This window comes from Pseudomonas sp. MDT2-39-1, assembly GCF_054898085.1.
Genome location: NZ_CM142716.1, coordinates 5938971 through 5953462 on the forward strand (window position 1 = coordinate 5938971; position 14492 = coordinate 5953462).

General features: G+C 58.5%; 14 protein-coding genes and 1 pseudogene. 7 read left to right on the forward strand and 8 right to left on the reverse strand.

Annotated elements, in window-relative coordinates; genetic code table 11:
* Positions 1-2: 2 nt before the first annotated feature.
* From ACYZTM_RS27600 to rfaH, 3 genes are read right to left on the reverse strand one after another with little or no spacing between them, the layout of a single operon-like run.
* Positions 3-536 (reverse strand): polysaccharide biosynthesis/export family protein, encoded by a 534-nt coding sequence (locus ACYZTM_RS27600; RefSeq protein WP_131061699.1) that lies wholly within the window; start codon positions 534-536, stop codon positions 3-5.
* A gap of 12 nt (positions 537-548) precedes the next feature.
* Entirely contained in the window at positions 549-1709 is a 1161-nt protein-coding gene (locus tag ACYZTM_RS27605) for an outer membrane beta-barrel protein (RefSeq protein ID WP_131061698.1), read from the reverse strand.
* A 37-nt stretch (positions 1710-1746) separates the two neighbouring features.
* A complete protein-coding gene (gene rfaH, locus ACYZTM_RS27610; protein ID WP_461985737.1) occupies positions 1747-2283 on the reverse strand; it encodes a transcription/translation regulatory transformer protein RfaH in 537 nt (178 codons plus the stop codon).
* Positions 2284-2882: 599 nt separating this feature from the next.
* Between rfaH and ACYZTM_RS27615 the strand changes: the two genes are divergently transcribed.
* On the forward strand, positions 2883-3860 hold the full coding sequence (locus ACYZTM_RS27615; protein ID WP_461985739.1) for an NAD-dependent epimerase: 978 nt from the start codon (positions 2883-2885) through the stop codon (positions 3858-3860).
* 225 nt (positions 3861-4085) lie between these two features.
* Here ACYZTM_RS27615 and ACYZTM_RS27620 read toward each other — a convergent pair whose 3' ends face one another.
* On the reverse strand, positions 4086-4850 hold the full coding sequence (locus tag ACYZTM_RS27620; RefSeq protein WP_461985741.1) for an alpha/beta hydrolase: 765 nt from the start codon (positions 4848-4850) through the stop codon (positions 4086-4088).
* A gap of 124 nt (positions 4851-4974) precedes the next feature.
* Here ACYZTM_RS27620 and ACYZTM_RS27625 point away from each other — a divergent pair, with 124 nt between their 5' ends.
* Both ACYZTM_RS27625 and ACYZTM_RS27630 read left to right on the forward strand, forming a co-directional pair.
* On the forward strand, positions 4975-6252 hold the full coding sequence (locus ACYZTM_RS27625; RefSeq protein WP_461985743.1) for an NTP/NDP exchange transporter: 1278 nt from the start codon (positions 4975-4977) through the stop codon (positions 6250-6252).
* Complete coding sequence (locus ACYZTM_RS27630; RefSeq protein WP_461985745.1) at positions 6249-7193, forward strand: aldo/keto reductase; 945 nt, start codon at positions 6249-6251, stop codon at positions 7191-7193. The genes ACYZTM_RS27625 and ACYZTM_RS27630 overlap by 4 nt, the downstream gene beginning before the upstream one ends.
* Positions 7194-7197: 4 nt before the next feature.
* Here the strand turns inward: ACYZTM_RS27630 and ACYZTM_RS27635 are convergent.
* Positions 7198-7389: pseudogene (locus ACYZTM_RS27635) on the reverse strand (glutathione binding-like protein); the annotation flags it as partial.
* 152 nt (positions 7390-7541) lie between these two features.
* On the opposite strand from ACYZTM_RS27635, the gene ACYZTM_RS27640 reads away from it, so the two are divergent.
* The gene (locus ACYZTM_RS27640; protein WP_131061692.1) at positions 7542-7913 is read left to right on the forward strand and encodes a nuclear transport factor 2 family protein; all 372 of its coding nucleotides are present in this window, start codon (positions 7542-7544) and stop codon (positions 7911-7913) included.
* Between the two features lie 47 nt (positions 7914-7960).
* On the opposite strand, the gene ACYZTM_RS27645 is transcribed toward ACYZTM_RS27640, so the two are convergent.
* Positions 7961-9352 (reverse strand): aldehyde dehydrogenase family protein, encoded by a 1392-nt coding sequence (locus ACYZTM_RS27645; RefSeq protein WP_461985747.1) that lies wholly within the window; start codon positions 9350-9352, stop codon positions 7961-7963.
* A gap of 100 nt (positions 9353-9452) precedes the next feature.
* Here ACYZTM_RS27645 and ptrR point away from each other — a divergent pair, with 100 nt between their 5' ends.
* Positions 9453-10331, forward strand: a complete 879-nt coding sequence (gene ptrR, locus ACYZTM_RS27650) for a putrescine utilization regulator PtrR (protein WP_461985749.1) — start codon at positions 9453-9455, stop codon at positions 10329-10331.
* A gap of 132 nt (positions 10332-10463) precedes the next feature.
* Here the strand turns inward: ptrR and ACYZTM_RS27655 are convergent, their stop codons facing one another.
* Positions 10464-11360 carry a LysR substrate-binding domain-containing protein gene (locus ACYZTM_RS27655; RefSeq protein WP_461985751.1) on the reverse strand — a complete coding sequence of 299 codons (897 nt, stop codon included), beginning with the start codon at positions 11358-11360 and terminating at the stop codon, positions 10464-10466.
* 148 nt (positions 11361-11508) lie between these two features.
* On the opposite strand from ACYZTM_RS27655, the gene ACYZTM_RS27660 reads away from it, so the two are divergent.
* Positions 11509-12810: an NAD(P)/FAD-dependent oxidoreductase gene (locus ACYZTM_RS27660; RefSeq protein ID WP_461985753.1), complete on the forward strand. Its 1302-nt coding sequence runs from the start codon at positions 11509-11511 to the stop codon at positions 12808-12810.
* 38 nt (positions 12811-12848) lie between these two features.
* Positions 12849-13937 carry a polyamine ABC transporter substrate-binding protein gene (locus ACYZTM_RS27665; protein ID WP_461985755.1) on the forward strand — a complete coding sequence of 363 codons (1089 nt, stop codon included), beginning with the start codon at positions 12849-12851 and terminating at the stop codon, positions 13935-13937.
* Positions 13938-13983: 46 nt separating this feature from the next.
* Here the strand turns inward: ACYZTM_RS27665 and msrA are convergent, their stop codons facing one another.
* Positions 13984-14490, reverse strand: a complete 507-nt coding sequence (gene msrA / locus ACYZTM_RS27670; RefSeq protein ID WP_131061686.1) for a peptide-methionine (S)-S-oxide reductase MsrA — start codon at positions 14488-14490, stop codon at positions 13984-13986.
* Positions 14491-14492: the final 2 nt, after the last annotated feature.

Consider the following 14492-nt stretch of genomic DNA (forward strand, 5'->3'; position numbering starts at 1 on the left):
GGTCAGAAAAACCCTTGTGCAATGGAAATGGTATCGCCGGGGGCAATCGTGGTGCTTCGGGTGACTTCATCGGTGAGTGTGGCGCCGCCATCACCGCGCACGATGGTCACGCGTTTGATCGAGGCCCGCTCGGTCAAGCCACCGCCCAGGGCGATTGCTTTCTCCAGGGTCAGCCCGGGTATGAATGGATAATTGCCGGGTTTTTTCACTTCGCCGTTGATGTAGAACGGACGGTATTCGATCTGGCTCAAGCTGACTTTCGGGTCGATCAGATACCCTTGTTTAAGCCCGCTGACGATAACTTTTTCGACTTGGCCGGGGGTCAGTCCTTTCGCGGAAATCTCACCCAGAAAGGGGTAGGAAAAGGTGCCGGCGTCGCTTAGGCGGATCTTTTTCAGGCTCAACTCCGGTTCGCCAAATACGATAATGCGCAAGACATCGCCAGCGGCCAGTTTGTACTGAGTGCCGGGGTCAGCTGCATACGCATTGGGTAGAACCGCCAGTGCGAACAACAAGCCCAGTGTGTGTGAGTTCATGGCGAAACCCTCTTAGAGGCTTACGTTGAAGCTGATCTGAACCACGTTGCGGGTAAAACTTTCGTTGTCGGCATCGGAGTCGTTATCGCGGAACCGATAGCCGAGTTCGATATCCAGCCACCGGCGCATCGCATACACCACGGCCAGGTGGTAGTCCTGTAAGTCGTCCGTGCGGCTTTGGCCCTCGTAGACATAACGACCGAACCCGGCTTGTGCCACCGTGGTGATCCGTTCGGTCCAGCCATGGCGCCAACCGACCTGGGTGAAGGTCGACTTGACGGCGTCGGCGCCATCGTCGCCCTCGGCGAGGGCCTGACGAGCCACAAAGGTGAACGTTGAATAAGTTCGCGGCTTCCATTGCAGATCTACTTGCCAGGTGGGGTTGTCGAGGTCCTTGGATTCGCTGCTGTCGAAGTCCTTTTTCTCATACCCGACGCGGACTTTGCCGGTGGTCTTTGCAGTGATATCCCAGACGGCACCGGCCAGCACTGCGTTGGATTTGCTGCTGCGCGGGCTGTCGGGCTGCTGGTAGTCAAATTGGGTGTGGTCGTATTCGAGCAGGCCACGGGTATTGCTGCCGATGCGGTGATACCACGTGGTGGTCAGGCCGGCGGTATTGCGCTCTTTGTCGTCATTGATGCCGTCGGCATTGTCGTAGCGGAGCTCTGCGTAGCTGGCGCCGAAATCGATCTGATTGTCAGCGCTCTTGGCGCCATAGGTGTAGAGACCACCCACCCGTTTGTTGTTGAGCTTGTCATTGACGCCCTCGACAGCCGTCGATTCGGTGCGCTCATATTTCCGGTATTCGGCTTCGAGTTTCAGACGGTGCCGGTCGGTGAATTCCATGATGCTGTCCGCCCGCACCCGTTGTGCGGTGTACGAGGCATCAGACTCGTCATGATAAATGTAGCGGGCGGGCTGCCAGATCAGTCGGGTGGCGCTGTTGCGGTCTTCGGCCTTGAGTTCGAAGTTGGGCGCCAATTTGGTGATCATGGACGATTGTTTATTGTTTTCCACCTCCCGGAAGTTATCGTCATAGCTTTCTGAAAACAGAAAGGTGGGTGTGAAACCGAATCCGTAAACATCAATAGGCGCCGGATCAATACTCCAGGCCATGCCAGGGTAGAGGGAGGCCATGATCAGTGCAAAAGGGCAACGTGAATTCAAGGCCATGTCATGGCTCCTGGAAAAAAACACTGAAGTCAGAGAGTCAGAGAGTGGTGTGGAATGAGGCGTGCTGACGTTCAAGGTCACCTAATGGCAAGCAAATAGTCTGTTCCCGATTAAGAAACTGCATCAGGATCATGACGCGCTCAGACCCATGGGGAGCGATGAAAATACCTCCAAGTGTCGACAGCGGACCGCGGATGATTTGCAGGTGTTCGCCGGGCGTCAGGGGCGGGTCATCGCGCGATTCTGCGGATTCGCAACAGCGCGCACGCAGATGCTCGATGACGTGATCGGTCACCGTCGCAGGTCCGTGATTGAACTCGACAATACGACTGACGCCACGCGTAGATCGTATGGGCGCCCAGTTATCGTTACCGCCAAGATGGATAAACAGGTACCCGGGGAAGAGGGACTCGCGTACGCGGTGCTGTTTGCCGCGAATGATGCGTTCACTCACCAGTTGCGGGTGGAACACGACATAGTTTTGTTGAAGCAGGTTGATGTGGGCGCGTTCGTCCTGGTGAGGCTTGCATTGCAACAGGTACCAGTTTGAACGTTCGGCGCTGATGGCTGACATGCTGGTAAACCTCGTAAGTATCGAAAGTTTAAGCAGGCAGAGGCTATTAAGGCCCGGAAAGTTTTTAGTCAGACAGAGTTGCTGTTCTTATAGAAGGTGTATCAATAATGAGTCACGACATGTTGCATTGTTGAAACAGTTAAGAAGTGAGGGTGCGTTATATATGACAGTGTTTTGGGTGTAAAGTCTGAGTAGTTTGCCGAAGACAAAGCTACCGCAGGGTCCCTGTCAGGGAGCCATAAAAAACAAGGATTTCAAAAGTTATCTGGCGAGGCAGCGAAAACGAAAAAACTGCACTTGTATTCTGTACCACCAGACCATGGGTAGTTATTAACCAGTCTCGACAACCTGTCAAACGTTCCTTGTCAAAAAATATACCTTTTGTCCAATAGTGCTTTTAGCTGTATGCAAGTTGTTGTTTTTTCCAATAATTTGTTTTCCGTCGAACGGTTTAAACTTTTTCTGGTACTCATAGTCGTGCTCTGGCGAAAGGGTGTGGAGATGAATTCCCCACTAGTGGGTCCGGTAATGACCGCTGGACCCTCTGCTATTGCAACGCTATAACTAATTGCCTGGGATTGGACAAGCGGGACTGCATTATGACCATTCTTGTGACTGGCGCGGCGGGGTTCATCGGGTATCACACCGTCAAACGATTGTGCCTGGAGGGGCGAGAAGTTGTCGGTATCGACAACCTTAACGGTTATTACAGCGTGGAATTGAAATACGCTCGGCTCAAACAGCTGAACGAGTTGCACGGTTTCCGTTTTCAGACGCTGGATATTGTCGATAAACCGGCCTTGATGGCGTTGTTCAAAGACGGTGAGTTCACCGAGGTCGTGCATATGGCGGCGCAAGCGGGGGTTCGTTATTCGCTGGATAACCCGGATGTGTATGCCCAATCGAATCTGGTGGGATTTCTGAACGTGCTGGAAGCCTGCCGACACTATCGGCCTGCGCATCTGATCTATGCGTCGAGCAGTTCGGTGTACGGCGCCAACAGCAAGCTCCCGTTCAGCGTCGATGACCCGGTTGATCAACCGGTTTCGCTGTACGCCGCCAGCAAGCGAGCCAATGAATTGCTTGCCCACAGCTACTGCCATCTTTACGGTCTTCGCGCCAGCGGCCTGCGTTTTTTTACCGTATACGGGCCTTGGGGACGTCCTGACATGGCTCTGTTCACGTTTACCGAAGCGATGCTCAATGGCCGGCCGATTGATATTTACAACCATGGCCAGATGGCGCGCGACTTCACCTATGTCGACGACATTGTCGAAAGCATCGCCCGCTTGCGTACAAAGCCGCCGGTCCCGGACCAGGAGGCTGATGGCGTCAACCGGATTTTCAACATCGGCCGTGGGAAACCGGTTGCGTTGCTGGAATTTGTCGAATGCCTGGAAACGGCGCTGGGCATAAAAGCTCAGCGCAACTATCTGCCGATGCAAAAGGGCGACGTCATCAAGACGTGGGCCGATGTGTCGGCGCTGGCGGACTGGGTCGGCTTCTCGCCCCACATAGAAATTGAAGCAGGCGTGAAGCAATTTGTGACGTGGTATCGCCACTTTTATCAGCGATGAGCCTTACGTTTCAACCCAACAGATTCAAGTGATCGATGGTCTCTATGACTCACCGCTATCGTACTGTGCAGCTGCCGAGCTTGCGAGGCTGCGTTCGGCTGCGCAGCAGTCGCAATCCCGGCTTGCTGGGTCTGACTGATACACCGCGAGTTGTGATTTACGACTGCTGCGCAGCCGGACGCAGCCTTCGGCAGCTGCTACAGGTCGCGGTGTGGCGCGTATTTTTCACAGCGCATCGCCCAGCAATTTTAGATACTCGGGGCTCTCGGAAATGGAATTGTGGCCCACACCCGGTATGACTCGCAGCGTGGCCACGCCTTTGGCGAAGTGCGTGTAGAGCTGCTCCGTGCTGGAGCGCGGTATGACTTCGTCGTGCTCCGCCGCGATCAACAGCGTCGGTATCGTGATGTGCGCTGCATATTTCCATGATTCAAACCGTTCCTGTAGCAGCCACTTCACCGGAAACCACGGGTACTGGCGCACGGCGAGATCTTCCAGGCTGTTGTAAGGCGTGATCAGGATCAGGCGGGAGGCCGGACGCTGGCTGGCGAGACGCACGGCGACCCCCGAACCAAGGCTGCGCCCGACCACGGCGATGTGCGGATGGGTGTCGTAGACCTTGTCGAACAAGGTCATGGCATCGCGCTGGATGGCCTCCTCGGAAGGCGAGCCGGAGCTTCCCCCGAAGCCTCGATAGTGCAGCAAGTAGATCGCATGCTCCGGGAAGGCCTGCGCGAACCCGGGCAGGTTGCGAGAGACGTCCTCGGCATTACCGCCGAAATAGATCAACGCCTTCGGTCCGTCGTGGGGCCTGACCGACACCAGTACCTGTGCATCCTCTACCGTCAGCTTGAGCAGCGTATCGGGCGTCTCGATGGCGCTGGGTTGCGGGAAGTAGATGAGCGCGCGCTGAAACACGAACAGCGCCGCACAGAGCGCCAGGTACGACGCTGCCAGGATGACGACGATTAACACCAGGGTTCGTGGCATTCGACTAACTTTAGTGGGCGACATTGACGGCTCTGGGCTGAGGAACCCAATCCACTGGATCGGAGCCAGAGTTTAGTTCATCGGTAGCCGGGCACGCCGAACCCGGCTACAGGGGAGGGCGCCCATGCCCATCGCTGCAAAGTGGCTCAACGTCCAGCCTGGCGAAAGAACTGCGCTGATGCTGGGGTTCGCGTTCCATTTCTGCGTGTTAGCCAGTTATTACCTGGTGCGACCACTGCGCGATGCCTTGGGCCTTGAGGGCGGTGCCGACAAACTGCAGTGGCTGTTCACGGCAACCTTCGTGGTGATGCTGCTGATGGTCCCGGTATTCGGTGCGCTGGTGTCGCGGCTGCCGGCCACGCGTTTCGTGCCGCTGATCTACCGCGTGATCGCCGTGTCGATGCTGGTGTTCGGCGTGTTGATCGCCAATCGCATTGCGCCAGTGGCCGTCGGGCGGGTGTTTTTCGTCTGGATCAGCATCTACAACCTGTTCATCGTCACTATTTTCTGGAGCGTGCTGGTCGACCGGTTTTCCAGTGAACAGGGGCGGCGGCTGTTCGGCTTCATCGCGGCAGGTGGCACCCTGGGCACGTTCATAGGGCCGTTGCTGGCGGCGACCATGGCCACGCGCCTGGGGCCGGTGGCGTTGACCGTCGCGGCCGCGCTGCTGCTGGAAGTCGCAGTGCGCTGCTATCGGGCGCTGCTGTCCCGGACGCAATCACAGTCTGGCAGCCGCTTGCTGGATGATCGGCGTATGGGCGGCAGCATGCTGGCCGGGATCACGCTGATTGTGCGCTCGCCCTATTTGCTGGGTCTGGTGCTGTTCATGCTGCTGCACACCAGCGCCGCGACCTTGTTGTATTTCGAGCAGGGACGGATTGTGGCGGGTAGCTATGCTGATGTGGCCAGTCGGACGCAGTTCTTCGCCGTCGTCGATTTGATCGTGTCGGCACTGACCTTGATCTTTCAGCTGCTGCTGACGGCACCGTTGATTCGTTTGATCGGCGTCGTTGGGGCACTGGCGGCGTTACCCCTGGCGACCATCGTGGCGTTTACCGCCATGGCCCTGGCGCCCGAGCCCGCCACCGTCGCAATGGCGCAGGGGCTGCGTCGTGCGGTCGAGTTCGCCATCGTGCGCCCGGCGCGCGAGGTGTTGTGGACCGTGGTCAGCCGCGAGGAAAAGTACAAGGCCAAGAATGTGATCGAAACCCTGGTGTACCGCGGCGGAGATGCCGCCAGTGGCTGGTTGTCGGTCGGTTTGACGGCCTTGGGCGCGGGTTTTGGTCTGGTGGCGCTGCTGATCGTGCCGTTTGCCGGGCTGTGGGGCTGGTTATGCCTGTGGCTGGCCAGGCGCCAGGAACAAGGGGCTGACCGTAAAAATGTGGAAGGGCAAATTTCATGATCCACACTGATCGGTACACGCGTCGCCAAATACTCACGCTGGCTGCCGGTGCTTCGGCGGTTTTCACCTTCGGCCCAGCCTTTGCTGCCACCACGCCGTCGAAGGAAACAGGAGGCAAGAACATGCAGACCCGCGCCATTCCTTCCAGCTCCGAGCCATTGCCCATCGTAGGGTTGGGTACCTATCGCGGTTTTGATGTCGAGCCTTCGAGTCCCGCCTACAAACAGCTGCCCGCGGTTCTGCGGGCATTGTTCGAGAAGGGCGGGACGGTGATCGACAGCTCGCCCATGTACGGCCGGGCCGAAGAGACGACCGGTGAATTACTGTCGATTCATGAGCCGCGCTCGCCTGCTTTCCTGGCCACCAAGGTCTGGACCCGTGGCCGCGAAGAAGGCATCGCGCAGATGGAGCAGTCCTTCAAACTGCTGCAAACCGACCGTATCGACCTGATTCAGATCCACAACCTGCTGGACTGGCAAATTCATCTGCCGACCTTGCGCAAATGGAAGGAAGAAGGGCGTATCCGCTACATCGGCATCACCCATTACACCGCCTCGGCGTATGAAGAAGTGGAAGCGGTGCTCAAGGCCGAGCCACTGGATTTCTTGCAGATCAACTATGCCCTGGACGATCGCGGCGTCGAGAAACGCATCCTGCCGCTGTGTCGCGAGCGTGGCGTGGCGGTGATCTGCAATCGGCCGTTCGGTGGCGGCAACCTGCTCACCCGCTTGAAGGACAAACCCTTACCGCGCTGGGCGGCGGACGTGAGGGTCAACAGCTGGGCACAAATGGCGCTGAAGTTCCTGCTGTCGCATTCAGCGGTGACCTGCGTGATTCCCGGCACCGGCAACCCGCGCTACATGGCGGACAATGCCGGCGCCGGTTTCGGGCCGATGCTGACCGGCGCACAGCGTGAGCAGTTGATCGATATCGTCGGTTAATGCCCTAGCGAAACCGTTCCGGAATGGCCTCGGCAAACGGATACATCGAGAAATAGGGCCTGGCTTCGTCGAGGACCCGCTGGACAGACGGTCGGGTCATCAACCTCTCGAAATACGCGTTCAAGTGGCGGTAATCGTCGGGGATCGGTTGCAGAGTGCTGGCATAGAACAGCGCCGGGGTCGCCGCACAATCGCCAGGAGTACGAGGCCAGCGGATGGTAGTAAAGCGTCAGCGACATCTTTGAGCTCCTCCTGAAAAGTTGCCTTCAACAGCATAGCCGCCGCCCGAGAATGTCCGGGGCGCAGTGCTAGACTTTTCAGGTGGGATGAGTCTGTTGGAGGTATGACATGACGGCTCAAACGATGGACAAAGAGCACATCGGTGTTGTGGTACGCAATTACGTGGAGGGCATGGTTTTCGCGGACGAAGCGTTGCTGCGGCAGGCTTTTCATCCTGCTTGTCGCATCATCGGTCACTATCAACAAGCGCTGGAATGGTTATCGCTGGAGGACTTCATCAGCGCGATCAAGGCCGAAGGCCCTGCGGCCAAAGAGGTCGAACCGTATTGGCAAACCGTTAGCGTCGACATAACGGGTGATGCTGCCGCTGTAAAAGTGATTGATGATTACGTCGGCATGCGGTTCACGGATTATCTGTCGTTACTGAAAATCAACGAACGCTGGATGATTGTTAACAAGGTGTATTTTTTGAACGAGTAAAGCTCGGTGGCCCGAGAGTCAAAAGACTCCCGGGCCACTGGAGGCGATCAGCGACGATCCAGCCACACCGTCTGCGCATTGCAGAACTCGCGCACCCCGAAGTGCGACAGCTCGCGGCCGAAACCGCTTTTCTTCACGCCGCCAAAGGTGACACGGGGGTCGCTGGCGCAGTAGCCATTGATGAACACGCCACCGGTTTCCAGTTCGCCGGCCATCTGTTGGGCACGTTCCACGTTGCCCGTGTAGAGGGTCGCGGCGAGGCCGAACTCGCTGTCATTCGCCAGTTCCAGTGCATGGGCTGCATCGCGCGCGGTGATGATCGAGGCCACCGGGCCAAACAGCTCCTGCTTGAACGAGGTCATCTGGTCGGTAACATCACCGAATACAGTCAGCTCGTAGAAGTTGCCCGGGCCTTCAGCCTTCTTGCCACCCAGCAACAACGTCGCACCTTCTTCCAGGGTGTCGCGCACCTGTTGATCCAGTTCATCACGCAGATCAAAGCGAGCCATCGGGCCAATGTACGTCTCGGTCGCCAGTGGATCGCCGACCACCAGTTTGCGTGTGGCCTCGACAAACTTGCGGGTGAATGCTTCGACAATGCCTTGCTCGACAATCAAGCGTTTCGCGGCTGCGCAGACTTGCCCGGTGTTTTGATAACGGCCAATCACGGCGGCTTTGACCGCTTCGTCGAGGTCGGCGTCGTTGAGCACGATGAAAGGGTCTGAACCACCCAGTTCCAATACGCATTTCTTCAATGCTGCGCCGGCCTGCGCGCCGATGGCCATGCCGGCGCGCACGCTGCCGGTGAGGGTCACTGCGGCGATGCGTGGATCAGCGATGGCTGTGGAAACACCCTCCGGCGTGACGTTGATGACCTCGAACACGCCTTCAGGGAACTCGGCTTGCTTGAAGGCTTCCAGCAGCAAGTAAGCGCTGCCCATCACGTTCGGCGCATGTTTGAGCACGTAGGTGTTGCCGGCAATCAGCGCAGGAACGGCGCCACGAAGCACCTGCCAGATCGGGAAGTTCCACGGCATCACCGCGAGAATCGGGCCGAGCGGGCGATATTCAATGCGCGCTTTACCGCCTTCAACCAGGGTCGGCTCGGCGGTCAGCATGGCGGGGCCGTGTTCGGCGTACCACTCGCAGAGCTGCGCACATTTTTCAATTTCACCGCGTGCTTGAGTGATCGGCTTGCCCATCTCCAGGGTAATCATCTTCGCCATCGCTGTAGCGTTGTCGCGCAATGCCTGAGCCAGGGTGATCAGGAGCTGCGAGCGTTGTGCAACCGCTGTGCTGCGCCAGACGCGGAACCCGGCAGCGACGCGGGACAGTGCGGCTTGCAGCGCCGAATCGGATTCAAAAGGGTAGTGGCCGATCTGCTCGCCAGTGGCGGGGTTGATCGAAATGGCGTGGGTGATGCTGGAAACGCTGGTCATGGCATCGTCCTGCAAGGTGGGAATGCGCTCAGGTTACGGTGGCGTTTGTTTTCTGGAAACTGAATAATGCTGAGCATATCGTTCACGTTTGGAGAATGACTTGGATCTGGTTCAGCTGGAAATTTTCAAAGCAGTGGCCGAGCACGGCAGCATCAGCGTGGCTGCCCAGCACATCCATCGGGTGCCGTCGAACCTGACAACCCGAATCAAGCAGCTGGAACAGGACCTCGGCGTGGACCTGTTTATCCGCGAGAAAAGCCGCCTGCGCCTGTCGCCGGCCGGTTGGAGTTTTCTGGATTACGCCCGACGCATTCTCGACCTGGTGCAGGAAGCCCGGGCGACGGTGGCCGGTGAAGAACCCCAGGGTGCTTTTGCGCTGGGGTCGCTGGAGAGCACGGCGGCGGTGCGCATCCCCGAGCTGTTGGCCGCCTATAACCAGAAACACGCCAAGGTCGAGCTCGACCTGTCCACCGGACCTTCCGGGACCATGATCGACGGCGTGCTGTCAGGCCGACTAGCCGCTGCGTTTGTCGACGGACCGGTGCTGCACCCGGCACTGGAGGGCGTGCCGGCGTTCGAGGAAGAAATGGTGCTGATCGCGCCGCTCAACCATGCACCGATCCACCGCGCGCGGGACGTCAACGGCGAAAACATCTATGCCTTCCGCTCCAATTGCTCGTACCGACACCACTTCGAAAGCTGGTTCAGCAAGGACGCGGCGGTGCCCGGTAAGATCTTCGAAATGGAGTCCTATCACGGCATGCTGGCCTGCGTCAGCGCCGGTGCCGGCCTGGCGCTGATGCCGCGCAGCATGCTCGAAAGCATGCCGGGCTGTACCACGGTCAGCGTCTGGCCGTTGTCGCAATCCTTCCGGTATTTACGCACCTGGTTGGTGTGGCGCAGAGGCACGGTGTCGCAGAGCCTGACTATGTTTGTGAGGTTGCTGGAAGAGCGGGGCGTGGTGCAGCAAGAAGCCTGAATCCCAAGAACATCACAAATTGAACGTGGGAGCGGGCTTGCTCGCGAATGCGGTGTGTCAGTCGACATCGATGCTGAATGATCCACCGCATTCGCGAGCAAGCCCGCTCCCACAGTGGTTTTCATTTCGACGTCAGTCGGTGTTCTGTTCAGCCTGCCCGGCAAACCATTGCATAACCTGCGCGCACGCCGGATGAGACGCTGCCGACGGTTGCAGGTACAGCGAATAGACGCCCCGCGTCTTCAACGGATCCCCGAACGGAACGACCAGCACACCGCGATCAATCGATTCTTGCGCCAGGGTCAAGTCGGTCACCGCCACCCCAAGCCCGCGCGCCGCAGCATCAAGCGCCAATTCATCGAGGTTGAAGGGAATGTGCCGATAGTCCCCCAGCGGCTTGCCGTCATTGGCGGCCAGCCACTCAATCCAGGCTTGTTGGTCGGCCGAACGGTGCAGCAGCGGGAACCGCACCAGATCCTCCATCGACGCCAGCGGCTGGGTGGCGCTGGCCAGGCCGGGCGCACACACCGGCACCAGCGCTTCCTCGAACAGGGTCAGGCAAGCGGGGTCGCTGGACGGTTCGGGCAGGTAGAGAATGTAGGCGTCGCTGTCGCTGGCCGGCTCGACGATCTCGGTCGCCACGGTTTCGATAGACAAGGAAACGTCCGGGTGAGCGCGATAGAAATCGCTCAGTTTCGGCAGCAACCAGCGCACCGCCAACGAGACGTGCATGCGAATACGGAACGGGCGTTTTTGCGGAGACAGCCGATCCTCAAGGGCTTTCAGTTGTTCGAGGATATCGCGCGCGCTGGCCAGCACCTGCTCGCCTTCCGAGGTCAGGCGAATGCTGCGGCTGCTGCGGACGAACATCGGCACGCCGAAATGACCTTCCAGCTGCTGTATTTGCCTGCTGACGGCGCTTTGTGTCAGGCAGAGCTTATGCGCCGCTTGGGTGAAACTGCCGGAATCAGCAACTTCCACCAATGCCTGCATGGCTTGAAGCGAAGGGACGTGACGAATCTTATCCATGCGTTTTATGAATGGCTCAATGAATTTATAACGTTGGTTGTAACACCGAGGACCTAATAGATTCTAGCGCTAGCAGCCGCCATCACACATTGCCTATGCAATTACCGCATGTGCCGGCTAGCAGAACGACAGTCTAGGCAGGTGACGCATGAATAATGAATGTGGCTGGATCGCGCAAGCCGGGAGTGCTCCGGCGCGTGATCGTCTGATCGGCGCGCAAAAGGCCGATTGGCTGATCATCGGTGCCGGCATTACCGGCCTGAGTGCCGCCCATGCGCTGGCGCAAATGCACCCGCAGGCGCGCATCGTGGTGGTCGACAGGCAGCGCGCGGCGCAGGGCGCTTCGGCGCGTAATTCCGGATTTGTGGTGGCCCACGAACACCCCGCCAACGATGAATTGATCGGCAAGTCCGGGTTTGCCGGCTTTGAGGTGGACACGACGATTTCACGTGCCGCCAGTGCGGAAGTGCGCAAGGTAATTGCCCGTCATGGCATCGAGTGCGACTTCCGGGACTCGGGCTATTTCTTTGCCGTCAGCGATCCCGGCAAGTTGACCCACATTGACGAGAAGCTGCAAACCTTGCGGACACTCGGCGCGTCCGCGGAGTTTTTCGAAGGTGAGCAACTGAATCAAAAACTTGGCACCCGGCATTACCGCGCCGCGATCTGGTGCGGCAAGGGCAACGCGTTGCTGCAACCGGCGAAGTACGTGAAGGGTTTGCTGGAGGCGCTGCCGGAGGCGGTCACCGTCTACGAAAACACCGACATCACCGGCCTCGAACGTTTGGGTAAAGGGCGTCTGCGGGCCAACGGCATCGATGGCAGCATCGAGGCGAAGCAAGTGTTGATCTGCCTCAACGCCTTCGTGCCTCGCGCCGGCATTCAGGACAGCGGCACCTTTGCCATGGAACTCAGTGCCAGCCTTACGCGGCCGTTGAGTGACGAAGAATTTCGCAACATCGGCAGTGTCGAGCCTTGGGGCGTGCTGTCCACCCGTCCGCTTGGCGCCACGGTGCGGCTGACGCCCGATCGTCGGGTGATGATCCGCAACACGGCGGAGTACCGCTCGCGGGATTTGTCCGGCCATGAACTGGCGATCCGTCGCCAGCACCATGTCGTGGGTTTGCAGCGGCGTTTCCCGTGGCTGACCGAGCAGGATATCCAGTACACCTGGACCGGACACCTGAGCGCCTCGCGCTCCGGGCAGCCGTTTTTTTCCAGGGCGGAAGAGGGCGTGTATGCCGTGGCCGGCTGCAATGGCTCGGGCGTGGCGCGCGGCACTCTTTGGGGGCGACTGCTCGCTGAACTGGCATCGGGTGTTGGCTCGCCGCTGCTCGATTCGGTGATGGACAGAGCCCAACCCGGCTGGCTCCCGCCGCGACCCCTGCTCGACATTGGCGCGATGTTTCGGATGCGCGTCGAAGCCGTCCGGGCCAAGACAGAAATCTAGATTCCGGTTATCACAAAAGAACAAAAAGGTGATTGAACATGCAAGTCAATACGATTTCCCTGATGGTTGCGCTCACGGCGTTTTCGGCGGCCACTCAAGCGGCCGAAGAGGTCAATATTTCCAACTGGAACGGCTACATCGCCGACGACACCTTGAGCAACTTCACCAAGGAAACCGGAATCAAGGCGACGTACGACATCCACGACAGCAACGAAGTCCTGGAATCTAAACTGATGACCGGCAACACCGGTTATGACGTGGTCAGCCCTTCGAACCATTTTCTGTCGCGACTGATCAAGGCTGGCGCGATTCAGAAGCTGGACAAAAGCCAACTGCCCAACTGGAAAAACCTTGATCCGGCGCTGATGAAAAAGCTCGAGGTCAATGACCCGGGCAATCAGTACGGCTATCCGTACATGTGGGGCACGGCCGGTATTGGCTACAACGTCGAGAAAATCAAAGCGATCTTCGGCACCACCGACGTCACCCACTCCTGGAGCCTGATTTTTGATGAGAACAACATCAAGAAGTTGAGTGAATGCGGCGTGGCGATTATCGACAACCCGACGCAAATCCTGCCGATCACCCTCAATTACCTGGGGCTGCCGCCCCACAGTCACGAGCCGGCGGATTACAAGAAAGCCGAGCAGGCGTTGCTCAAGATCAGACCTTACATCCAGTATTTCCACGCCTCCAAGTACGTCAGCGACCTGGCCAACGGTAATATTTGCGCGGTGATCGGCTTCAACGGTGATGTGGTGCAAGCGGCGGCCAGTGCCAAGGAAGCCAAGAACGGCATCGAGATTGCCTATTCGATTCCGGACGAAGGCTCGACCCTGTGGCTCGACATGGTGGTCATGCCCAAGAGCGCGCCCCACGAGAAGGACGGCTACGCCTACATGAACTACCTGTTGAAGCCTGACGTCATCGCCAACATCAGCAACAGCATCCATTACGCCAACCCGAACCTGGCGGCGGACACGCTGGTCAATCCGGCGGTGAAGCAGGACCTGGCGATTTACCCGCCGAAAAATGTGATGGATAAGTTGTTCACCGTCGAGGACCTGCCTGCCGCGATTGCCCGGCTTAGCACACGTCTGTGGACCAAGTTGAAAACCAACACCTGACGGAACGGCATCCGGGTTCCGTGGCTGGAACCCGGGCTTTACCGCGTCATGCTCGCTTCGGCAGTTTCCAGTTCGGCCGAATGAAGTGACAGGTGTAACCGGTCGGCAGTCGTTCGAGGTAATCCTGATGCTCCGGCTCTGCCTCCCAGAACGGGCCGGCGGGTACGATTTCAGTCACGACCCGGCCGGGCCAGAGTTTGGAGGCATCCACATCGGCTGCGGTGTCTTCGGCTACTGCTTGCTGCTCTTCGTTCAGATAGAAAATCGCCGAACGGTAGCTGAGGCCGATGTCATTACCCTGACGATTGGTCGTCGACGGGTCGTGGATCTGGAAGAAAAACTCAAGGATCTGACGGTAGCTGGTGATGGCCGGATCAAACACGACCTCGATCGCTTCGGCGTGAGTGCCATGGTTGCGGTAAGTCGCATTGGGCACATCGCCGCCGGAGTAGCCGACGCGCGTCGACAGCACGCCTTTTTGTTTTCTTATCAGATCCTGCATGCCCCAGAAGCAGCCACCCGCCAGGATTGCGGTTTCGGTTTGCGTGGTCATAG

Coding starts and splice junctions, on each gene's coding strand:
- ACYZTM_RS27600 (WP_131061699.1), bottom strand. CDS start 536: ATGAACTCACACACACTGGGCTTGTTGTTCGCACTGGCGGTTCTACCC.
- ACYZTM_RS27605 (WP_131061698.1), bottom strand. CDS start 1,709: ATGGCCTTGAATTCACGTTGCCCTTTTGCACTGATCATGGCCTCCCTC.
- rfaH (WP_461985737.1), bottom strand. CDS start 2,283: ATGTCAGCCATCAGCGCCGAACGTTCAAACTGGTACCTGTTGCAATGC.
- ACYZTM_RS27615 (WP_461985739.1), top strand. CDS start 2,883: ATGACCATTCTTGTGACTGGCGCGGCGGGGTTCATCGGGTATCACACC.
- ACYZTM_RS27620 (WP_461985741.1), bottom strand. CDS start 4,850: ATGCCACGAACCCTGGTGTTAATCGTCGTCATCCTGGCAGCGTCGTAC.
- ACYZTM_RS27625 (WP_461985743.1), top strand. CDS start 4,975: ATGCCCATCGCTGCAAAGTGGCTCAACGTCCAGCCTGGCGAAAGAACT.
- ACYZTM_RS27630 (WP_461985745.1), top strand. CDS start 6,249: ATGATCCACACTGATCGGTACACGCGTCGCCAAATACTCACGCTGGCT.
- ACYZTM_RS27640 (WP_131061692.1), top strand. CDS start 7,542: ATGACGGCTCAAACGATGGACAAAGAGCACATCGGTGTTGTGGTACGC.
- ACYZTM_RS27645 (WP_461985747.1), bottom strand. CDS start 9,352: ATGACCAGCGTTTCCAGCATCACCCACGCCATTTCGATCAACCCCGCC.
- ACYZTM_RS27655 (WP_461985751.1), bottom strand. CDS start 11,360: ATGGATAAGATTCGTCACGTCCCTTCGCTTCAAGCCATGCAGGCATTG.
- ACYZTM_RS27660 (WP_461985753.1), top strand. CDS start 11,509: ATGAATAATGAATGTGGCTGGATCGCGCAAGCCGGGAGTGCTCCGGCG.
- ACYZTM_RS27665 (WP_461985755.1), top strand. CDS start 12,849: ATGCAAGTCAATACGATTTCCCTGATGGTTGCGCTCACGGCGTTTTCG.
- msrA (WP_131061686.1), bottom strand. CDS start 14,490: ATGACCACGCAAACCGAAACCGCAATCCTGGCGGGTGGCTGCTTCTGG.